Origin of the sequence: Dyadobacter sp. BE31, assembly GCF_031457695.1 — a bacterium.
GTDB lineage: Bacteria > Bacteroidota > Bacteroidia > Cytophagales > Spirosomataceae > Dyadobacter.
The window spans coordinates 554,972-576,751 of sequence record NZ_JAVDXA010000004.1; the positions used below are offsets into that span (position 1 = coordinate 554,972).

Here is a 21,780-nt window from a genome sequence, read left to right on the forward strand (position 1 = left end):
TCAATGCGGCTCCGGATGTTCCAGATATCCATGAAAATCAACCTGCCGCATGCGCTTACCCCTGCCCGGGTCCTTGTATTTGGAAAATGCCCAAAGCACATAAGAAGTAATGTCCTGATAAAAATCCGAGCGGATCGGGAAGAGGCCGTCGCCGTTGCGTAATGCGTTGGTAAAGAGCACGACGGTAATATCCTCCGGACAGTGCATCCATACGCTCCTGAAACCCTTCGGATTGGGAATTCCGATCCCCGAGTACCACCAGCCGTCGTGATAGCTGAATTTCCCCTCCGGCATGACGGCGCTGTAACTACCCAACCCATTGTTCACGATTTCGTCACGGATATCCTGTGTGATGACAGCATTGTTTTCGGGCGAGAAAAGTGCGGCGTACAGTTTTACCCCCTGGTTGGCCGTAAGATAAATACCATAACCACCGGTAGTCGAGCTGAAATCACCCGGATCGAAACCGTATTCGCCCGAGTACGGGTAGTCATAACCAAAGGTGGGTGTCGGCAGGCCGTTTGAAAAGGGACCGCCCACAACGACTCCGGCCTTTTCGAAAATGTTTTTCTGAATATATTCCTCGTATCCGTTCAAGGCAGACACCGCATCGTTGTTGTCGCTACCCGTAAATTCCAACCCATTGATCGCCGGTATCAACACCCTGAAAAGTCCGAAGTTGGCATTCTGGTAACAGCTCGACCCATGGTTTTCTTTTTTTATACCATTTTCAATCAGCAATTTCAAACCGTACCAGACATTCTCGGTGAATGCACCATTCTTGCAGCTTTCAGTCATGCCTATGATCCCACTCGTGTGCGTGAGCAGGTCTTTGAATGTAATGAGCTCGATATTAGGCCCTTTCACCCACGTTTTGGGCAAATAGTCGATAATTTTATCGGTTGTTTTGATCCCCTTTTGCTTGGCCAGTTTGAGGAAAGCAGCCGAAGTAATGGTCTTCGTCATGCTGGCAATCTGCATCTTAGTATCCGCCGTTATGGCCTTATTCTCCTGTATCTCTGCATTTCGGGCATAAAAACCGCCCACTCCGGTGCCAATCAGCTGGTCCTTTTTATACACTGCAAAACTGTAACCGAACCCCTTTCCTTTGAGTGAATCATCCAGGATTTCAACAAATTTCTTTGCCGACTCTTCCTCGGTTACCGGATCCGGATCTTTGTCCTTTTTACAAGCAATAACAGTCGCAATAAAAAGGCAGGAGGTGTAAATCAATCGTAAATGTAGCTTCATGGCACTCAATATTATCAAAATGTAAAATGAAGATAGCAACTAGTCCGATTGCTTTCCAAACGGGTATTATTGTGACCAAAATCGCCATAATTCAACATGCAATCTTTCAGTCATTTATATTCCAAATTCCTTTTTGCGGGAATTCTACTAACTGCCGGCACTGCGCCCGGTTACGCGCAGCAAAACAAAAGTTACCCGCCTTCCTCCTTCCCCGACCGTATCATATTAGGCTACAAGGGAAACCCTGCTGTATCCCAGGCCGTCAACTGGCGCACGGATTCGACCGTGACGACCGCCATGGCGGCAATACACGAAGCAGATCCATCGCCCGATTTCCCGTCCAAAGCGCGCACCGTACAGGCAGCAACGCACCGGGTAGCGATCGACGGCAAAACGATCCATTATCACGAAGCGAATTTCGGAGACCTGAAACCCGCCACACAGTACGTGTACCGTGTTGGTGACGGCAAGGCGTGGAGTGAATGGTTTCATTTCAAAACGGCGTCCGACAAGCCGGAACCGGTTTCGTTCCTCTATTTTGGGGATGCGCAAAACGACATTCGCTCGCTATGGTCACGGGCGGTGCGCGGCGCATTCGCGAATATGCCCAAGGCCAACCTGATGATCCACGCGGGCGACCTGATCAACAATTCCAATGCAGATTACCAATGGGGCGAATGGTTTGAGGCAGGTGGCTGGATCAATGGCATGGTACCCAACCTGGCCACTCCCGGTAACCACGAATATTACCGCGATGAAAAGCGTAACCTCTTCGTTTCAAAACATTGGAAGCCCCAGTTTGCATTGCCAGAAAACGGTCCGGAAGGTCTTTCAGAAACCGCATATTATGTGGATTATCAAGGCGTCCGCTTCATTTCACTCGATTCGCAGGCTGCAATCCTCGACTCGACGACCATGAAAAAGCAGGCTGCCTGGTTCGAACAAATCACGACCAATAATCCGAACCGCTGGACGATCGTGGTGCATCACCACCCTATTTACTCCACCAAAAACGGCCGCGACAACGACGAATGGCGGGATACTATGGAGCCCTTATACAAAAAGCATAAGGTAGACATCGTGCTGCAAGGCCACGACCACACTTACGGGCGCGGGTTGAACATTCCGATAGGCCAGAGCCGTAAGAAGCCCGACGGGCCTATTTATGTGGTATCGGTGAGCGGCCCGAAAATGTATGACATCGGCTTGCAAAACTGGATGGACCGTGCTGCTTCGAATACGCAATTGTATCAGGCCATTACGGTTGATCAGAACAAACTTGCATTCAAGGCATTCACCGTCAACGGCGATTTGTACGACGCATTTGATTTGAATAAAGATAAAAACGGCGTCAATACATTAGTAGAACTTTCAAATACGCTAAAAATGCAGGAGCGGCTCGATCTGCCGGAACATTACATGAAAACTTTCAAGGAAGAAGAGTTGAAAGAATATAACCAGCGTTATCAGGAATATAAAAAACGCAAAGGCATTAAGTAACGCTGGATGAAGCGTAGCAAAAAGGCAGGCATTTACATCAAACGCCTGCCTTTTTGCTTTCTTATTTCAGTTTAACGGCATACAATGCATTACGACCGGTAATGAAAAGCGTATCGCCTGCCACGGTTATCGTGGAAGGCCTTTCCGGCGTTTCGAGCATATTAATTTCCTTCCCGGAAGAGTCGAACACATACACCTGGCCATCCGCGATATAAACGTTGCCCTGGCTGTCCACCGCAGAGCTGAATTCCCCTTTTTCTGCAAACAATTGCGGTTCCGACAAATGCCCCTGCGGCCCCACGTTGAACCGAACGCTCCTTTTCAAATACTCATCGGCACCGTACAGCACTTTTCCAGGATAGCCCTCCACCAATGCATTCGACCGCGCCAGGTCGTAGACTACCGGCACGGTCGTCACGCCATCCGGTGCCAGCCAGCATTCTTGGAACTGGTTGATACTTACTTTCAGAAAATCACCCGAATCGCGGCGACGGTTGGAAGGGTTCAATGTTTTGACAATGCCCGTCACCTTTTCAACCGGTACTTTTTGAAGCAAATGCATGGATTCCTCCGGCTGATCGGGGTTCATGGCGTACACCAATGTACCGAAACCGCTGTTTCCCCACCCACTGAACGAGGTACCAGCCGCATCCGGCGGGTTCGGAAATGTTTCGGGTTTTCCGTCTAACAGGTAGCCCGGCTTGGGAACATATTTAAATACTACGATCAGATTATCCTTCGTATCGACACCCAGTGAAAGCGGCTCCCATGGAAAATCGGCGACAAGGCTTAACGCATTTGTACTCGCCGACCATTTATAGATCCTCCGTGCCCGCGATTCGCTGAAATACACATTCCCCCTGCTATCGTGGCAAATGCCGTCCGCAAACTCGAAACCCTTAGCCAGTTGTACCGTCTTCCCTACTTGTAAATCAATTGCACGTGGTTTCGGGTTGTCGATGACCAACCGGTTGAACTCCCACGGACGCACTTCAATACCTGTATTCACATCGTACAATGGCACTGTCGACGGATATTTTGTCTGACTGTAATTATGCACATTTAAAAATTCCAGCTTACGGTTGTTCCACGAGCGGATTGAATGCGGAAACGGTGTGCTCACGCGGATCACCCGGAACATATACAGGTTGGCAAACAGCATATTATCGCAAGATTCGATTTCCAGCGGCTGGCAACCCGAACTCTCCTTGCTCTCCTCTTCGAGCTGCAAGGCGTAAACCTTCCAGTTCGACACATTTTTAAACCGCACCTCATTACGCACATGATGCTCGACCGACATCGCATACACGCGCCCGGGCGTGGACGTGTTCGACACATATGTACCTGCAGATGCGAAGGTATTCGCAGTCCAGATGTTCTTAAATGTGCCACCGCCGCCATTAGTTATCCAAAGGCTCCAATACTGGGTATCCCAATGCTGCTCATTGCCTACATGCGACGAGTTGCTCAAAGCCTCCTGCCCTGGCCGTTTCCGCGCAATGTTACCATGCCCGCCCAGAAACTTCACATCATTCACATAGGAGTTGGCACCGGCCATCCATTTCAAACCCACCGCCCGTGTATTGCTCGCTGCGGTTGAAATGCCGATGCCCGTAAGGATATTGCTCCCACCCTGTGACGACTCCACCATTGGCTTCGGTGGCCCGAAACTCCCGAATGCCTCCGTGTTATCCTGCAAAATAAATTGTGTAGAAACCGGGTTAAGACCTATCAATGCCGTTTTTTCTTTCAATTTCAGCGTTTCGGTAATGCGGTACCAGCCTTGCGGGACGTAGATCGCCCCGTACTGGTCTATGGCCGCCTGAATTGCCCTGGTATCATCCGTAACGCCGTCGCCCTTGGCACCCAACGTTTTGAGATTTACCCAGGTACTGATGTCCGGGAACGCAGGAATGTCTTTCGAGGCTGGTATAGGGTCTGTTTTGAGTGTTTCCAAGTCCAGAACCGTGGTATGCACCGGCTTTGCGTCGATGGAAGCCATTTGCAGGCCGTGGGTCAGGCTTTTTACCTTGTACATTTCACCTTGCCCGGCAAGTTGCTTCCCACTAATGCGAAAACTGGCCAGTATGGGCACTTTTTTGCAGTCGATATTGCGCAAACTGATCTGGGTATACGCATTGCCTTCGTTACTGATCACCAACGCTGGACCGCTCACATTATCGAAACGGCTGTCTTCTATAAACAGTTTTTCATAGAAATTAGGGTTGATCTCCAACACCGTCGGCACGTTCCTGGCGGTCATCCGCACGATCGTCAACCCCGATTCCTGCGAGCGGATCGCCGCCCTGCGCTGCCCTTCGAAATAAGTATCGACCATCATAAACTGCCAGCCGGGCGACGGTTTGAAGGTGTAAATGCCATAATCGCCCCCGAAAAAGCGAACATCCTCCATTTCATTCCCCACATCGAACATACCCGCTTTCCCGCTTCCCGCATGGATATCGACGTGCGAAATGAAGCTGTGCTGGGCGAAATGCGTCCGCAAGGCCACTGCCGACGGGTTACCCGCGCCTATCTGCAAATCCACGTTGGACATGGCGCTGTAAAAAGTACTGGCGCCGGCGTCCGGCACCGGCTGCCCCTCCTTTGGAATAGAAGATGTAAACCAGAACATGTATTTCGCATTGCCTTTGTCCTGCGGATACTCCTCCTGAAAACCCGGCGCATTGTCGGCCAGAACGATCTGCGGGCGCTTTTTACCATAGCCTATCACGCGCACGGCAGTCGGAATGTAGATCGTCTTGCTGATTTTGTAAATACCTTCGGGAATGAATACAATGCCGAAATTGTAATTGAGTTTCACCTCATTAATAGCACGTTGCAGCTCGTCGGAGACGTCGGTCTTGCCGTCATTGGTGATTTTGAAGTTTTCGGGGGTAAAATAAGTAGCATCCTCGTCGTTCAGCCGCGCCTGGTAAAAAGATTTGCTTTCAGGTACGAGATTAACCTTCGGCTTTTTCTTTTGCGCAAAGCCGGTTTGCTGCGCCAAAACCATCAGCGCAAGCATTAAAATTCTATTCAGCATATCCGTCTATTTTTGCGAAGCCCAGAGGATGGCGTTTTTGAAAATGGTTTTATAAACGTCGCTTTCGAACAGCACCGGCGAATGGCCCATGAAAATGTAAACATTTTTCGCCTTCTTTTTCGGGTTCGACCAAACGACCGGGTGGTCGCCCATCTTGATCTTCGAATCAGGCTTGTAAGTCGATTCGTCGACGCTCGCGATCACTTCCACATTCGGCCTCGGGCTTTTGTCGTAGATATACCATTCCTCTTTTTGCACCGCAAACGACGCCGGAACGCCTTTCATGATCGGATGCTTACGGTTTTCAACTTGCACGGTAGCCGCTGCGAAATCGGCTATGTAATTTTTGTAGCGGATGCCGCCCATAAAATCCGAAAACCACGGCCAGATTTTATAGCCATCAAACTCCCCCAGCAAGGTTGCGTGGTGAAACCCGATCCATCCGCCCTTTCCTTCATCGATATATTTCTCAAATGCAGCTACCGCCTCGGGTTTCCATGCATAGGGCACATAATCGAGCTGGATAACGAGCTGATATTTCGATAAAAATGCCTCGTTAATCGGGTCTGCTTTATCAATGTAATCAATACTGAAATGCTCTTTTTCAGCTAGCGAATCCAGCCACGGACGGGCTGCTTTGGAATACGCGATGTGGTGGCCGCCCGGTTCGGCCATGGCCAGAACGCGAAATTTGGGCTTGGTCTGCGCCCAGGCAGCCGTCGCGCCGGCGACAAACCACAGCACGACGTAACAAACCGGGATTTTCCGGAATACATTTTTCATTGGATTTAGGATTAAGGGATTTAGGATTAAAAGGGTATTAATTTACTATCAGCGCATTACCGGCAAAGTAATACTACTGGCGTTCTTCGCATCGTGATGGATCGTAATCCGCGATTTTTGAAAATCCGATTCGGATGCTTCGAAAATATTCATGAATTTCTGCGGGTTACGGTCTACCAGCGGGAACCAGCTGCTTTGTATTTGAACCATCACGCGATGGCCTTTTTTGAATGTATGCGCCACTTCATTCAGCTTCACCGTCACTTTCTCCACCTTGCCTTTCACAAACGGCTCCGGTTTTGAAAAACTGTTTCTAAACTTACCCCGCAACACCTCCGCGCGCACCATTTGCTGGTAACCATCCATTATTACAGGTTTGCCGCCTTCTTGTGCAGCGGCTGAGGTCGAGCCGGCAGGCCATACATCGATCACCTTCACGATGAAATCCGCATCCGAGCCGGTCATGGAAACCATCAGATTGGCCACGATTTCGCCGGTTAATGTCAAATCCTCCGTTAAAGTATCCGTTTGGAAACTGATCACATCGGGACGGCGCGATGCGAACCGCTGGTCTTCGGCCATGTATTCGTTGTTTCGGTGCCCGCTGATCACATTCGTGTAAGGCACCGGTTTGGCGGGATCGCTTTCATAGGTAGTGGAACTTGGCTCAGATAACAATTTTGCAACAGCCATTCCTCCGTTCTTAGCGAAATAATAAGTAGTAGGCACGCTATTCCTCGGCGGCCACACATCATAGTTCCGCCATTGATTGGAGCCCGTTTCAAAAACAGTTACCTCCGCCTGCTCGAACGCCCCTTTGCCTTTGAGATAAAAATTGAAAAACTTCGTTTCAATTTCTTCCTGATAATATTTGTTCACATCAGCGCCAAACCGGTATTGCGCGAAGCTCTTCCAGGCAGGCGCTGCCCAGCCTCCGTGCGTCCATGGGCCCATTACCAGCCGGTTGTTGTTACCCGGGCTTTGTTTTTCGATCGCCGCGTAGGTTTTCAATGCACCATACAAATCCTCGGCATCAAACCAGCCGCCTACTACCAACACCGCCGGTTTAATGTTTTTCAAATGGTTTTTGATATTCCGCGATTGCCAGAACTCGTCGTACACCGGGTGCGCCGTGGTCTGCCGCCAAATGCTGTTCGGATCGGCGAAATAGGGAGCGGCATTGCTCTTTTTCAACGGGCCAAAATCGAGGAAATACTTGTAAGCATCATTGTATTCCGCATTGAAATGGCTCTTATAATTCGTCCCGTCCTTGCTTTTAGGGCCGTCGAAGCCACTGTAAAAGCCAAAGTTATCCATCAAAAAGAACGCCCCGTTGTGGTAGCAGTCGTCGCCGATAAACTCGTCGGACATGGGGGCTTGCGGTGAAACAGCCGCCATGGCAGGGTGCGCATTCGGCAATCCGGCCGAAGAATAGTAGCCCGGAAACGAAATGCCCCATTGCCCTACTTTCCCATTATTCTTGGTGTTTTTTAAAAGCCATTCGACCGTGTCATAAGTGTCGCTCGATTCGTCCACATCTTTATTACTCTTCTTGTTTTCAATCGCCGGCGTCATTTCCCGGAAATTGCCTTCGCTTTTGTAGCGACCGCGTGCATCCTGATACACAAAAATGTACTTCTCACGCATGAGGTGCCCGTTAGGCCCGAGCGAGCGGCGGTAATTGCCTTCCCCGTAAGGCCGTACCGAGTACGGCGTGCGCTGCATGATAATCGGGTAAGTCTGCGAATCGTCTTTGGGGGTGTAAATGGCGGTGAAGAGTTTCACACCATCCCGCATGGTAATGTATTGCTCTGTTTTGGTGTAGTTGGCTTTGACCCAGCTCGTATCCGGGGCTGAGTTCTGAGCGACGGCCGCCCACGATAAAAGGCAAAGTAAATACAGCAATACATTTCTCTTCATGACTGTTTGGTTTTGTTTGGATTAGTAAATTCAAAAATACGTAAGAAACCGTACATTCGTCCAGTTTAAACTTTCACCACTCCTCCACATGCTATGCGTAAACGGATCATTAAATTTTCCTTCATGATATTCTTCATTTTTCTGGCATTGATCGCCCTGGGCGTGTATGCATTCATGCAACAGCCATTATTCGGAAGACACCCTTCGGGCGCGCGGCTCGAAAGAATCCAAAAATCACCACACTACCGCGACGGGCAGTTTCAAAACGAAAGCTTCACGCCTGATCTCGCCGAAGGCAACAGTTATTTTAAGGTTTTTACGAAGTTTTTTTTCGGCAAAAGCAAATATAACATTCCCGGCGCGCTGATCCCCTCCCAAAAAACGGATCTGCTGCATCTGAAACCGGAAGAAAATGTGCTGGTATGGTTTGGGCATTCGTCTTATTTCATGCAGGTCGACGGTAAAACCATTCTCGTCGACCCGGTTTTCAGCGGAAGCGCCTCGCCCATCAAATTCACGACACCGAGCTTCAAGGGCAGTGATATCTATCAAGTAGAAGATTTGCCAGCCATCGACTACCTCTTCATTTCGCACGATCACTGGGACCACCTCGACTACGAAACCATCCTGAAACTCAAAACCAAAGTTGGAAAGGTCATCACCGGCCTCGGTACCGGCGAACACCTGGAATATTGGGGTTACGACGTGGCTAATATCATCGAAAAAGACTGGAACGAAAGCGCCGACCTGGGCGATGGCTTTAAAGTGAATGTAACGCCGGGAAGGCATTTTTCCGGCCGCGATTTCAGCCGGAACCGCGCACTGTGGGTGTCATTCGTTTTGCAGACACCGACATTAAAAATCTTCATCGGCGGGGATTCGGGTTATGACAATCATTTCAAAAAGATCGGTGCTCAATTCGGTCCATTCGACCTCGCATTGCTGGAATGCGGCCAGTACAATGAAGCCTGGAAATACATCCACATGATGCCCGAAGAAACCGTCACCGCAGCCCGCGAACTCGGCGCCAAAAAGCTAATGCCTGTTCACTGGGCCAAATTTGCCCTTTCCATCCACGACTGGAACGAACCCATCCTCCGCGCCACCGCCGAAGCCCAAAAGCAAGGCATGCCGCTCGTAACCCCGCTCATCGGGCAAAAGGTGGAATTGAAAGGAGATCAGACATTTACGCAATGGTGGAAGGAAGCACGGTTGCAGCCGGAGGAGTAGGAAAAGCGCCGGATATTTTTGAACTTTGGTTATCTGATAACCGGGATAATATCCCCTAACACACTACTAAAATGACACAGGAACTGGTTGACAAGGTGCGGGCTTATGTGGCCGAGCGCAGGAAAGAGATCAATGGGTCAGAAGATCCCCGTCAGACTTCAATTGATCATTTGAAGGAAATCGGCTATTTGGATGAGAATGGCGAGGTGACCGAGCGATATCGGGGCGGCATAACTGATGATCAGCATAAATCCGTCCCTCATCCTGCCTAGTGACATTTTTCTTCACACACTATTTTTTACATAATGTATCCCTTCCACTATTGCGATGTCGCGGTATATGGTTTTCATGGCTGCGATATCAGCGTCAAAGAGCAACTGTTAAATGGCTCCATTAAATTTCAAAGCAGCACGAACCGGTACGATTGGCTGGGTCCCGGGGTCTATTTCTGGGAAAACGATTTCGTTCGGGCTCACGAATGGGCGCTGGAAGCTCACGGCAAAAATGCCGCCGTACTTGGTGCGAAAATTCGTCTAGGTCACTGCTTTGATTTATCTAATTTATTTGCCAAAGAAATCCTCCGAATTTCCTACGACGATCTGGTTCAAGACTGGAACAATACAAAGACAGCGTTTCCAGTTAACCAGCCCCATCCAAGAGGCAAAGGCAATCCGGCTGATTTGATTTTGAGATATCTTGATAGAGCTGTAATAGACTATGCCTTTTCGCTAGCCTCCACAAGAGATATTCCAACGACTTTCGACACTGTCCGCGCGCCATTTCAAGAAGGTTTCCCCGTCTACCCAGGCAGCGCATTCCGCGAGCATGACCACATTCACCTCTGTGTAAGAAACCCCGATTTATTAACAGAGCTTTTTGATCCTGGTCGATAGAAGCTTGATGAACTTCAACTCAAAAACTGCATATGAGCCCTGGAATGTATTCAAAACAAACAATTGCATTAGTCATTGAGACTGGCTGTACATAGCTATGGAGGCGGGTCCATTATGCCGCCAATTTGATAGTTGAAGAAGCCTCCACAGCAGAAGTTGGCGAAGTGCGGACTTATTTATTGGAGAGCCTATGCCGAAAGCCGCCCAGAGCGACCTTCATCTACAACAAAATGCGTAATTTCATCGCGATTGACCCTATTCTCAGCCTCCCATAAATCATAATTCCGCTGTAAATTCAGCCACAAGTCGGCGCTTGTATTAAATGCTTCGGAAAGTTTGACTGCCATTTCTGCATTGATGGCCGACTTTTGATCTAATATGGAAGAAAGCGTTTCGCTGCTTACCGTGAGGCCGAGAGCGATTTCGGTAGTAGAATAATTCTTTCCCGTTTCTTCTCGCAATCCTTCAATAATTCCTGCCAATATTGCTCCCGGATGACTCGGGCGCATTCCTTTCTTAATCATAATGCGCGGTGTTTAATGGTAGTCAATATAATCTACGTCAAATGCATTCCCATTAATAAAACGAAAAATTATCCGATAGTTTGCGTTGACTCTTACGGAATAATAACCCTTGAATTCGCCTGAAAGTTTATGCAAACGGTAACCCGGAATGTCCAGTTGCTCAATTCCTTCGGCCGCATCAAGCACTGATAATATTTCACGTATGCGCTCCACGAGATGAGGACTCAGTTTGGATGGATTATCAAACGCGAACAGGAGGCTTAGCCCCTTGTGGGAAATTGTTTCGATCATAGTGTGTTAATTAAGTTTTCAAGCCTCGTCGCTCGAACTATTTTACTTCCTCCCCAACTCCCGCTCCAACGCTGCTATCCGATCGTCCTGGTTTTGCAAGGCCTTCCGCTGCAAATCGATGTATTCATTTTTTGTTATGGTGATAACTTCGGCATTATTGATAAACTCAGGGTCATTGCCGCCGCGCCCAAGCAGTAGCCAATACGGATCTGCATCGAATTGGGCTATGATCTCACTGATCGCTTCCGCCGTCAAACTTGCTGCGCCCTTTTCAAATCTGTGATAGGTACTTTGAGCAACACCTATCTTCTTAGCAAACTGGGTTTCACTAAGTTGCAAATGCTCGCGAAGTCTTCGAACTCTTTGATAGTCAAACATTATAAAAAAGAGCCACTAGTTTTAATTCATTTTGAATTGATTTTAATTTCAAATGAATTAAATTTGATAAAACACAATCTGTTAACCGCAAATTACACATTATGCACATCGAAACAAGTTTGACCGATCCGGCGATGGTGCCGATTAAACAGCGGCTTTTACAGCGGTTCGCGAGAGCCAAAGAAATGGTCGGGCCTAAATGGCGGGAAAAACTGGCGCTGAACGACCCGTTTTTCGATACCCGCACGGGCGAAGCGTATATGCGCTCAGTCGCGCAGGCGTTCTCTGACCCGAGGCGTGGGCAAGTCGACCGGATCGAGCAGGTCACATTGGCGCTGGAACGAATCGCGGGTATCAGGTCCCAGCCCATTTAAAAGAGCTTCACAAAAAAACGGCCGGGTTATTGAAACCCGGCCGTTTGGCATAGAAATGCTATCTGATGGATCACTCAGCCTTGATAAAGCGCAGCTTCGTCGCTTCGCCGCCATGGTTGATCTTCATAAAGTAATGTCCGCCGCCCAATTTTTTTACATTCAGGCGATGGCTGTTTTTACCTTCAGTGATGCGAATCGATGCGTTGCTCACCGGCTGGCCGGCCAGGTTGTAGATCGTTACATCCGAAGTTCCAGCGGTGCGGGATGAGAACTGAATGTTCACATAATCCTGAGCAGGGTTTGGCGCGATAATCGTACCAGAGATAATACCCGGATTAACCGCAACGATTTTACTTTTAGTGTAAGTACCGTCGATATCGATCTGCTTCAACTGGTAGTAGTTTGTACCCAACAACGGATTTTCATCCAGGAAGCTGTATTTACCGATCCGCTGATCTGTAAGTGCTACTTTACCAAGTACTTCTTCGTTCGACATGCGGCTGTCGAAACGCAGCACTTCAAACTCTTTTCCGTCTTTTTCTTCCACAACGTTCCAAGTCAGCTCCACCCCTTTTTCAACGGATTTGCCTTCAAAATTAGAAATGTAGATGGGAAGCGGAACGTTCACGCCAAATGCGATAGTCGAAGGCGTGGATTTACAGTTTCCACCCTGGATTTCGAGGGTATATGCACCGGTTGCCAATGTATTGTAGCTGATCGTCGGTGTATTGCTCGTTGGTGCAACGCTGTTCTGGCGAAGGAGAACGCCGTCTTTTTTAACCTTCCAGTCGATGGCAAATACATTATCCCCGTCGAAAAGGAATTGCAGGCCAGTTTCACCCGAGGATACGATCGACTGCAAATTGGGTCCCCGTGTACATGCAGTGCGTGTGTCGGTTGCTGAGACGCTGAAACTTTTTGTAACGACCGACGTCGCTTTGCAATCCTCGGCCTTCAACTCGAAAGTATAAGTACCATTTTGCAGATAGCTGAATTTCAGGTTAGCTGTGTTGGAGGTAAGTGTACCCGTTTTACCGCTTCCTACCGCAAAATTGCTGCCGTCCAGAATTCTCCACGAAAACACGTGCAGGTTGGTACCGGCATAGTTGATTGTCGCGCTGCTTGGCGTAATAGAAGTGATGCTGCTCACCGATGGTCCGTTCTGGCAGTCGGGAATCGTTACCACAGGTTCGTTGATCGTAAATGCGCGGCTGCTTACTGCCGAAGAGCAGTTGTTACCTTCGATTTCCAATGTGTAATTACCCGGAGCCAGCGAGGAGTACGATATGTTTGTCGAAGTCGCGCTGCCGAAATCGTTGGTTGTGCCCGATCTTACCGCGGTACCACCCGATTTGATGCGCCATTTGAGGCTGGTCGCACCGGAGCCGGTAAATGAAACCGTCAAAGCCGTTTGGCTGATGTTGCTTACGTTGCTAATGGCCGGGCCAGACGCACAGTTATTATCAGGTAGTGGAGTAGCTGTCTTAGGGGCATTAGGCCAGAAACAGCCTGTAACCATTGCGGTAGTCAATACCCCTCTCCATTGCGGATCGAGGTAGCTTCCGTTGTTTCCCGTAACCGTCTCAGCGAGCAAACCCATGTAGTAGTTATCCTCCCGGGTATCGTTCTCTCCCTGCTTGATCTTCACACGCAGCAAACCATCGACATACTTAATAAATTGGTAGGTATTACCTGTGCTTCCCACAAACACACCCAAACGGTTACCATCCGGCATCACTACACCATTACAGGTAATCTGGCCGGCGCCGTTGGTACCCAGCATATTCACAGGTGCCGTGCTCGGGTCAACCGGATTGATACAGCCGAGGATCAGCGCATCATTTTCAGCACTTGGCTGGAAAGTCCCCTCTTGCAGGTGATAAAGGATAAAAAGGTTATCCGCAATGGTGCCTGCCCAGTTGAGGTATATCCGGTTGTCCTTGAGAAGGATGTTCACCGCTTTGCCGTCGCCGGTTCTTCCGAGGTATTCGCCGTCGGTCCAGGTGCGGCCACCGCACGAAACGCGGGATGCCAGAGGCGCAGCCGCTTTGGCCGCAATGGTGAAAGATTCGTCCGCAGACTCTGCATAAGGATTCCTGATTTCGTAAGAGCCGTTCAGGTCGTTTGCAATACTGCTTTCCACATTTACGCTGTCCGCAGGCATTCCCATGCTTCCAGCGTCGTTGTTAGGAGCCGCTGCCACCGAGCTTATCACTCCTCCCGCAAAAACAAGTTTCAGTAAAAATTTCATAGAGCGTAAAAAATAAGTGGGCGATGCGAACGAAATAATCGAATGTAAGACAATTTGAAACCAACACTTTCGTTCGTTCCAAATATACTACAAAGACCTAGAAAAGATTTTATACTTGTAGAATAATATTGCTCACTCAATCAGTGAAACGTTCCGCCCGATAAGCAACAACTTAGTAAAATCGCCCCTAGTTTATTCTCAGACACAATTTTTGTGACAAGCTCCCCCAAAATCTAATGAGAAAAATAAATGTGAGAAAAATGCAAAATCTGCAAATGACTGAGTGTAAGCGAGAACTAGCTCCACAATTGCGTGAACTAGTTGGTAAATTCAGAGAGAAGCAAGAGGCAATTTCACGGATTGTTCAGCCATGAAAAGCCATTAGCCGATGGCTATATTCGAGGTACCACCGGGCAAATTCCGCAATTCCCCGGTTGAGTGAAACCTGAGGTTTGTAATGCGTGATTTTTTCAAGGTTTTCGCCACTCGCCCAGGTTCTGGGAACATCACCGGCCTGCATTGGCAGAAAATGTTTGATCGCTGTTGCGCCCAAATTCCGTTCGAGTTCTTCAATAAATTTCATGAGGTTGACCGGCGACCCATTGCCGATATTTAACACCCGGTATGGCGGCTCCCCGTCAAAATTGGCGAGCATAGTTTGCGCCACACTTTCCACAATGTCGCCCACGAACGTAAAGTCGCGTTCCATTTCTCCGTTGTTGAACACCTGGATCGGCTCTCCCTCCTGGATGGCGCGGGCGAAGAGCATTGGTGCCATGTCGGGGCGGCCCCACGGGCCATACACGGTAAAAAACCGCAGGCAAGTGACAGGTATTTTATAAAGATGGCTGTATGCATGCGCCATCAGTTCATTGCCCTTCTTTGTCGCTGCATAAAGGCTCATCGGCGAATCGGCTTTGTCGTCTTCCACGAAAGGGATTTTAGCATTCGCGCCGTACACCGACGATGACGATGCATGCACGAGATGCCTGGGAGGAAAATAGCGGCATGCTTCAAGTACGTAGTGAAACCCGATGATATTGGATTGTACGTAAACATCCGGGTTCTCGATCGAGTATCGCACACCCGCCTGCGCAGCGAGATTGATCACGTAATCGAACCGTTCCGATTGAAAAAGGCTGAAAAGTTGCTGCTTGTCTTCGAGGTTCATGCGCACGAAGCGGTAACGGCTACTCACTGAGCTTTGTACAAGCTGGTACCATTTGATCAGGTCCTGTCGGATACCCGTTTCTTTGAGTCTTGCGTATTTGAGCTGGGGCGAATAATAATCGTTGATATTATCGAGGCCTACTACGTCGAAACCCTCTTGAAGTAGTTTCGCCACAGTATGAAACCCGATAAACCCCGCACTGCCGGTTACCAATACTTTCATAAAGAAAGATACCCATTGTCCCGATCGGAAGTAACTGCCTGATGCAGATTTAACGAATCCTTTACATCGGAAACAATGGATCAAGCAGAAAATCTGGGGGGAGGTTAGGCATAAAGTTTCGTGAGTCTGAATAGGAAAAACGGAATGTCTCTGACACCCCTGGAAGACGACCTAAAAGCCTTGATTTTGGCATTGAAAGACTCCGCCGAAGCATTTGTACTTCTGTTGTTGAAAAAGTTTAGGATGTCCAGATAATGGGTCTGAATGGATCGAGCCACAGTTTTGAAGGAGCCCAGACCGCAATCTTCGACAGCATTGTACCAAAGCGCCAGCTTCTTAAAGGCTTGTTATTTGGATTTACAACTCCTAAAAATTGTCCCTAATCCTGTTGCCAGTTTATAAGCCTCGTGGATAACCGGATAGCGTTCAAAAAGTAACCTGGAACGTTGAACCTGGGAAGCAGTCCACTTGTCTGAATGTTTGAATAATAGGTACCGGCTCCTGGCTAGTAGTTGTTTAAGGGTATCGCCATTGGCAAGAATCTCTGGCTGATAAGACAAGCCAACATTCCTGGCCTTTTCAACAGCCTGATTTTCTTCATCTAGCGCCTCCCATCGGTATTTGATCCTTACTTCCTGGACGGCTTCATACACCAATTTCTGAACGTGAAAACGGTCGATGACCTTTGATGCCTTTGGGAAACAGCGGCTCACAATCATTCCCATACTAGCGGCCATGTCCAGCGTCACTTCTCGCACTTTTTCACGGAGACGTTTGGGAATTTTCCGCAAAATATCGATGACTACCTCGGCTTGTGTGCCCTTCACCATCGCTACCAACGAGCCTTTCCGGCCTTTGGCAGCTTTGTTGGTCACAATGGTATAAAGCTCTCCATTCGAAAGTGACGTTTCGTCAATACCTAAATGAGGACCAGTATTCTTTGAGTATAAAAGCCATTCGGCAGCATGCTCGCGCTGATCCCAATCCTTATAATCGCTTATGTGGTTTTTATATTGCTCTTGGAGCTGTTTGCCGTCTAAATGGAAGTATTTACCTAACTGGGAGCAACTGACAGGGTTGCTATCAATACAATCCTTTTAAAAAATCCGCAAATTCCTTTGTCATTCGCGTTCCTTGCTGTACAACATTCCAGTCTCTGCTTACTATTTCACCAGTATCCTTGGTTTCCCATCGACGTCGCTTGATACATAGCGTAACTTTCTGATTGCGAATTGGAAAATCCTGAATGTATATCTCAGGCAGAAAGCCTTTTGATTCTAACTTTTGGTCTTTGTATTCGGAAGGAGGAAGGTTTTTCTCTTCCAGATAGATGTGCAGGCCGGTGAGGCCTTCAACGATTTTGGAAAGTTCGAAGTAATCGAGGATACCCTCGGGTAAAAGGAAGCGGACTAGGGCTAAATAGGACTCTTGCAATGCATTCAATGTTGATTCATCGCAAAACAACTACTTTTTTCTTCGCCCCCCAAGTTTTCGGACTGATCCGAAACAATGGCTACCCTGCACACCCGGGCAATGCAAGGGCGGTTTCGAGGATTAAAAAAAGCCGGTCAGATTTTCATCCGACCGGCTCTAAAAGTGTTAGCTGAAAGTGCTCTTTTGCACGGTTTTGTGACCCATAGGGGAATCGAACCCCTGTTTCAACCGTGAAAGGGTCGTGTCCTAACCGCTAGACGAATGGGCCGACTGGTCTCCTACTTCGTGCGTTTTTTCAACACTTTCTTTCACTTTTTCCGTTTGCGTTTCCGTAACGTGGTGCAAAGATGCAGGGTCGGATTTTAAAAAGCAACCCCTGAGTAAAAATAAAAATCAATTAATTTTTAGTTAACTCATTATCAACAAGATTTAACACAAACTTTTTTTATCACTTTCTCCGTGGTGTGTAATTCCGGTAACTTTTTAACTTTGGGTTTACCTACTTACGCCGTTTCACTTCCTATGACAAGACTGATCCGCTTCCTTTTCATTTTGCTTTCGATTCAAACTGCATTTGCACAAACTCAGACGCCGGATCAGTTCCTCGGCTTCCCGCTCGGTTCCAGATTTGCGTATCACCATCTGATCGTCGACTATTTCAAATCCGTTCAGTCGCAGAATGCGGACAGGATGAAACTCGTCCAATATGGTACCACCAACGAAGGTCGGCCGCTGATGCTCGCATTCGTGTCTTCGCCGGAGAATATCGCTAAGCTCGAAACGATCCGTACCAATCACCTCAAAAGTATCGGCCTGCTTCCGGGCAAAGCCGATGCCGCCGTGCCGCCGATCGTCTGGCTGAGCTACAATGTGCACGGTAATGAGTCGGTATCGGCCAATACAAGTATGAAAGTGCTCTACGAACTGCTCAACAAAGGCAATGCACTCACGCAGGATTTTCTCAAAAACATGGTGGTCCTCGTCGACCCGTGCATTAATCCCGATGGTTACGAGCGCTACACGCAGTGGTACAACCGCGTTCAAAATGTAACGCCGGACGTTACACCATTTGCGCTCGAGCACGACGAACCTTGGCCCGGCGGCCGTTTCAACCACTATCTTTTCGATCTCAACCGCGACTGGGCCTGGCAAACGCAGAAGGAGACGCAGGAGCGTATCGCATTATACAACCAGTGGATGCCGCATTTCCACGCCGATTTCCACGAAATGGGCGCTGCAAGGAGCTATTACTTCCCGCCGGCTGCAAAGCCGTATAATAAGGACGTAACGCCCTGGCAGCGGCAGTTCAACGAGCTGGTTGGAGAGTATTGCCGCAAGTATTTCGATAAAAACAACTGGGCATACTTCACCCGGAACGACTACGACCTGTTTTACCCCAGCTACGGCGACACCTGGCCGACCGCTAACGGCGCAATCGGCGTTACGTACGAGCAAGGCGGGGGCGGACGCGCAGGCCTCGCGCTCGAACGGGTGAACGAACATGATACGCTTACCCTCAACAACCGCATTGCGCACCATTACGCCACCAGCCTGGCCACTTTGGAAGCCGTAATGTCGCAAAAGGAGAAAGTGGTGACCGAGTTTATCCGGTTTCATCAGGACGCCGCCAATGCGCCGACGGGAAATTTCAAAACCTATGTTATCAAAGCTGGCGGCAGTGAAAATACGCGGGCATTCAGCAAATGGCTCGACCGCCAGGGATTCAATTACGGTATCGCAGGCAAATCGTCGTCCGCCAAAGGTACGGAGCTTACTACCCTAACCGATCAGACACTTAAAATAGACGATAATGACCTGCTGATCAGTGCCTATCAACCTAAATCCAATTTATTGCGCATCCTGTTTGATCCCAAGCCGGCCCTCGAAGATTCCGTAACGTACGATGTTACCAGCTGGGGCCTCGCATATATTTTTGGATTGAAGGCTTATGGCTTAAAAGAAAAGCTGACACCTGCTGCTAATCAGTCGGTTACGGCTGAAAATACGATACCTTCCCCTCCGCCTTATGCTTATCTGGCCAACTGGTCGAATGCCGGGGATGCCGCGTTCCTGGCCGAGCTCTTGAAGGGTGGCGTGCTGGTCAAAACGTCCAATACGCCGTTTGAAATGGACAAAAACAGCTACCCGGCCGGCACATTGATCATCACCAGAAAAGGCAATGAACGCATTCCGTTCGATAACCTGGTTACGTCGCTGGCAAACAAACACGCCGTGAAACTCACGCCCGTCAAAACCGGCTTCGTGAGCACTGGCCCCGACTTCGGGAACGATAATGTTGTTGCGCTCAAAGCGCCGAAAGTAGTAGCGCTGGCTGGCGATGGCGTTTCTGCAACCGCGTTTGGAGCTGTCTGGCATTATTTCGAACAACAGATCAAATATCCGGTAACGATCGTGAATGCCGCTAAACTGGCCGCCCTGCCCTGGAACGAAATCGACGTGCTGATCCTACCGGATGGTCGCTATGGCGATATCATCCAGGAAAAACAACTCGAAGCACTTCAAGGCTGGATCAAGAATGGAGGAAAGCTGATTGCCATGGAGCATGCAACCGATGCATTCGTGAACAAAACGGGTTTTGGTTTAACCAAAAAATTCTCTGAAAAAAGAAAGGACGAGGATACCTTCAAAAAATACGGCGAACAGCAGCGTGAAGACGCGAGCGACTCCTCGCCGGGCAGTATGTTCCAGATCACGATGGATCGCACCCATCCGTTGGCTTTTGGATGCGGCGATGCCTATTTCACGATCGTCCGCGATGCTTACGAGCGTGACTACCTCAAAGAAGGTTGGAATGTAGGCTATTTGAAAGAAGACAATTACAAAGCCGGATTTGTGGGTACCAAGATGGCCGGCCGGTTGAAAAACACGCTCATTATCGGCACCCAGGAAATGGGCCGCGGGCAGGTGATCTACCTGATGGACGACCCCGTGTTCCGCGCGATGTTGGAGAAAGGAAAAGTGCTGTTTGGCAACGCGGTGTTTAGGTAATTTTGAATGATTGAATGTGTGAATGACCGAATAAAAAGTCAAGTATGTCAGATGTGGTCAGGTATTGTTTAGAATATTTAATCAAACAATTCCTGACCACGAATGACTTCCTGACTATTTCCCTTCACTCATTCAATCATTCACTCATTCATTCCTTAAACAAAGTACCGCACCGCCAACTCATATCCCCTAAGCCCCAAGCCCGCTATAATGCCCTTGCAGCGCGAGGTAAGGTAGCTATGGTGCCGGAACGACTCCCGGGCGTGGATATTTGAAATATGCACCTCAACAGCCGGTGTGGTAACGGACGAAAGCGCGTCCGCCAGGGCAATGGAGGTGTGCGTGTAACCGCCTGCATTGATAACGATCCCGTCGAATGAGAAGCCTACTTCGTGTATTTTATCGATCAGTCCGCCTTCGTGGTTCGATTGAAAATAATGCAGCTCCACGTCAGGAAAAACCGCTTTCAATGTTTCGAAATAGTCTTCGAATGACTGATTTCCATACACACCGGGCTCTCTTTTACCCAAAAGATTCAGGTTTGGGCCGTTCAGGATCAATATCTTTTTCATTTGCTTTGTAGCATTCATAAATTCTTCTTACGCTATGTGGCAAAGCTACATCAAACATTTTAAAAATTATCTCCGCCTCGAACGCTCGCTCTCAGGCAACTCGGTGGAAGCGTACGTGCGGGATGTCGAAAAGCTGGAAGAGTTTCTGGAACTGAGTAAAATCGACCTCGCGCCTGCCCGCGTACAGGAAGAACACCTCTCGGCATTTCTTAAATACATTGCAGAGCTCGGGCTCGCCGCACATTCGCAGGCACGTATGCTCTCGGGAATCAAGGCATTTTTCAAATATTTATTGCTCGAAAACGAGATCACGGAAGACCCGACCGAACTACTCGAATCCCCTCGCCTGCCGCGCAAACTACCCGACGTGCTTTCCTATGAAGAGATTGAAACAATGCTCGGCGCGATTGACCATTCTACACCCGAAGGCACACGGAACCGCGCGATCATGGAGGTATTGTATAGTTCGGGATTGCGCGTGTCGGAGCTTACGGACCTCCAATTAACCAACTGCCACTTCGACATCGGTTTCCTGCGCATTATCGGGAAGGGCGACAAAATGCGGCTGGTACCCATTGGCCGGGAGGCTATTAAGTACACGCAAATCTACCTCGACCACGTGCGGGGTGATATTGCTCCTCAAAAAGGCAGTGAAGACATTGTGTTTCTGAACCGGCGCGGCGGCCAGCTTTCACGAGTGATGATTTTCCTGATGATCAAAGACACGGCCGAAAAGGCTGGGATCGACAAAAACGTCAGTCCGCATACGTTCCGGCATTCGTTTGCGACACACCTTATCGAGGGCGGAGCGAGTTTACGTGCTGTGCAGGAAATGCTAGGGCATGAGTCGATTACCACCACCGAGATTTACACCCACCTCGACAGGGATTACCTCCGGCAGATCATCACCGAATTTCACCCCAGAAGCTGA

Annotated in this window: 18 protein-coding genes, 1 tRNA gene and 1 pseudogene; 7 read left to right on the plus strand and 13 right to left on the minus strand. The window is 48.9% G+C overall.

Annotated features, from left to right (window positions below):
- Window positions 1–1,251, minus strand: coding sequence for a serine hydrolase domain-containing protein (locus J2Y43_RS22950; protein ID WP_309986822.1), 1,251 nt, complete (start codon window positions 1,249–1,251; stop codon window positions 1–3).
- 96 nt (window positions 1,252–1,347) lie between these two features.
- Here J2Y43_RS22950 and J2Y43_RS22955 point away from each other — a divergent pair, with 96 nt between their 5' ends.
- Window positions 1,348–2,751: a metallophosphoesterase family protein gene (locus tag J2Y43_RS22955; RefSeq protein ID WP_309986819.1), complete on the plus strand. Its 1,404-nt coding sequence runs from the start codon at window positions 1,348–1,350 to the stop codon at window positions 2,749–2,751.
- 61 nt (window positions 2,752–2,812) lie between these two features.
- On the opposite strand, the gene J2Y43_RS22960 is transcribed toward J2Y43_RS22955, so the two are convergent.
- Genes J2Y43_RS22960 through J2Y43_RS22970 form a run of 3 tightly spaced genes read right to left on the minus strand, consistent with a single transcriptional unit; the run spans window position 2,813 to window position 8,500 of the window.
- Complete coding sequence (locus J2Y43_RS22960; protein ID WP_309986816.1) at window positions 2,813–5,797, minus strand: glycosyl hydrolase family 28-related protein; 2,985 nt, start codon at window positions 5,795–5,797, stop codon at window positions 2,813–2,815.
- A gap of 6 nt (window positions 5,798–5,803) precedes the next feature.
- Window positions 5,804–6,580 carry a ThuA domain-containing protein gene (locus tag J2Y43_RS22965; RefSeq protein ID WP_309986813.1) on the minus strand — a complete coding sequence of 259 codons (777 nt, stop codon included), beginning with the start codon at window positions 6,578–6,580 and terminating at the stop codon, window positions 5,804–5,806.
- Window positions 6,581–6,628: 48 nt separating this feature from the next.
- Window positions 6,629–8,500, minus strand: a complete 1,872-nt coding sequence (locus tag J2Y43_RS22970; RefSeq protein WP_309986811.1) for a CocE/NonD family hydrolase — start codon at window positions 8,498–8,500, stop codon at window positions 6,629–6,631.
- Between the two features lie 123 nt (window positions 8,501–8,623).
- Between J2Y43_RS22970 and J2Y43_RS22975 the strand changes: the two genes are divergently transcribed.
- The 3 genes from J2Y43_RS22975 (at window position 8,624) to J2Y43_RS22985 (ending at window position 10,623) form a co-directional block, all read left to right on the plus strand.
- Window positions 8,624–9,730, plus strand: coding sequence for an MBL fold metallo-hydrolase (locus J2Y43_RS22975; protein WP_309986809.1), 1,107 nt, complete (start codon window positions 8,624–8,626; stop codon window positions 9,728–9,730).
- Between the two features lie 71 nt (window positions 9,731–9,801).
- Window positions 9,802–10,002: a hypothetical protein gene (locus tag J2Y43_RS22980; RefSeq protein ID WP_309986806.1), complete on the plus strand. Its 201-nt coding sequence runs from the start codon at window positions 9,802–9,804 to the stop codon at window positions 10,000–10,002.
- Window positions 10,003–10,035: 33 nt separating this feature from the next.
- Window positions 10,036–10,623 (plus strand): hypothetical protein, encoded by a 588-nt coding sequence (locus J2Y43_RS22985; protein ID WP_309986803.1) that lies wholly within the window; start codon window positions 10,036–10,038, stop codon window positions 10,621–10,623.
- A gap of 188 nt (window positions 10,624–10,811) precedes the next feature.
- Here the strand turns inward: J2Y43_RS22985 and J2Y43_RS22990 are convergent, their stop codons facing one another.
- Genes J2Y43_RS22990 through J2Y43_RS23000 form a run of 3 tightly spaced genes read right to left on the minus strand, consistent with a single transcriptional unit; the run spans window position 10,812 to window position 11,816 of the window.
- Complete coding sequence (locus tag J2Y43_RS22990) at window positions 10,812–11,147, minus strand: HigA family addiction module antitoxin (protein ID WP_309986800.1); 336 nt, start codon at window positions 11,145–11,147, stop codon at window positions 10,812–10,814.
- 12 nt (window positions 11,148–11,159) lie between these two features.
- Window positions 11,160–11,438, minus strand: a complete 279-nt coding sequence (locus J2Y43_RS22995; protein ID WP_309986797.1) for a type II toxin-antitoxin system RelE/ParE family toxin — start codon at window positions 11,436–11,438, stop codon at window positions 11,160–11,162.
- 42 nt (window positions 11,439–11,480) lie between these two features.
- A complete protein-coding gene (locus J2Y43_RS23000) occupies window positions 11,481–11,816 on the minus strand; it encodes a helix-turn-helix transcriptional regulator (protein ID WP_309986795.1) in 336 nt (111 codons plus the stop codon).
- A 101-nt stretch (window positions 11,817–11,917) separates the two neighbouring features.
- On the opposite strand from J2Y43_RS23000, the gene J2Y43_RS23005 reads away from it, so the two are divergent.
- On the plus strand, window positions 11,918–12,190 hold the full coding sequence (locus J2Y43_RS23005) for a hypothetical protein (protein ID WP_309986792.1): 273 nt from the start codon (window positions 11,918–11,920) through the stop codon (window positions 12,188–12,190).
- Between the two features lie 70 nt (window positions 12,191–12,260).
- On the opposite strand, the gene J2Y43_RS23010 is transcribed toward J2Y43_RS23005, so the two are convergent.
- The 5 genes and pseudogenes from J2Y43_RS23010 to J2Y43_RS23030 all read right to left on the minus strand — a co-directional run bounded on the left by J2Y43_RS23010 (window position 12,261) and on the right by J2Y43_RS23030 (window position 17,536).
- Complete coding sequence (locus J2Y43_RS23010; protein WP_309986791.1) at window positions 12,261–14,441, minus strand: T9SS type A sorting domain-containing protein; 2,181 nt, start codon at window positions 14,439–14,441, stop codon at window positions 12,261–12,263.
- A gap of 364 nt (window positions 14,442–14,805) precedes the next feature.
- Window positions 14,806–15,834 carry an NAD-dependent epimerase/dehydratase family protein gene (locus J2Y43_RS23015; RefSeq protein WP_309986789.1) on the minus strand — a complete coding sequence of 343 codons (1,029 nt, stop codon included), beginning with the start codon at window positions 15,832–15,834 and terminating at the stop codon, window positions 14,806–14,808.
- Window positions 15,835–15,938: 104 nt separating this feature from the next.
- A pseudogene (locus J2Y43_RS23020) lies at window positions 15,939–16,835 on the minus strand (transposase).
- Between the two features lie 82 nt (window positions 16,836–16,917).
- On the minus strand, window positions 16,918–17,268 hold the full coding sequence (locus J2Y43_RS23025; RefSeq protein ID WP_409014466.1) for a transposase: 351 nt from the start codon (window positions 17,266–17,268) through the stop codon (window positions 16,918–16,920).
- 196 nt (window positions 17,269–17,464) lie between these two features.
- Window positions 17,465–17,536 (minus strand) — tRNA-Glu (locus J2Y43_RS23030).
- Window positions 17,537–17,790: 254 nt separating this feature from the next.
- On the opposite strand from J2Y43_RS23030, the gene J2Y43_RS23035 reads away from it, so the two are divergent.
- Complete coding sequence (locus J2Y43_RS23035; RefSeq protein ID WP_309986784.1) at window positions 17,791–20,277, plus strand: M14 family zinc carboxypeptidase; 2,487 nt, start codon at window positions 17,791–17,793, stop codon at window positions 20,275–20,277.
- A gap of 155 nt (window positions 20,278–20,432) precedes the next feature.
- On the opposite strand, the gene aroQ is transcribed toward J2Y43_RS23035, so the two are convergent.
- The gene (aroQ, locus tag J2Y43_RS23040; RefSeq protein ID WP_309986782.1) at window positions 20,433–20,849 is read right to left on the minus strand and encodes a type II 3-dehydroquinate dehydratase; all 417 of its coding nucleotides are present in this window, start codon (window positions 20,847–20,849) and stop codon (window positions 20,433–20,435) included.
- A gap of 34 nt (window positions 20,850–20,883) precedes the next feature.
- Between aroQ and xerD the strand changes: the two genes are divergently transcribed.
- Window positions 20,884–21,780: a site-specific tyrosine recombinase XerD gene (gene xerD, locus J2Y43_RS23045; RefSeq protein WP_309986780.1), complete on the plus strand. Its 897-nt coding sequence runs from the start codon at window positions 20,884–20,886 to the stop codon at window positions 21,778–21,780.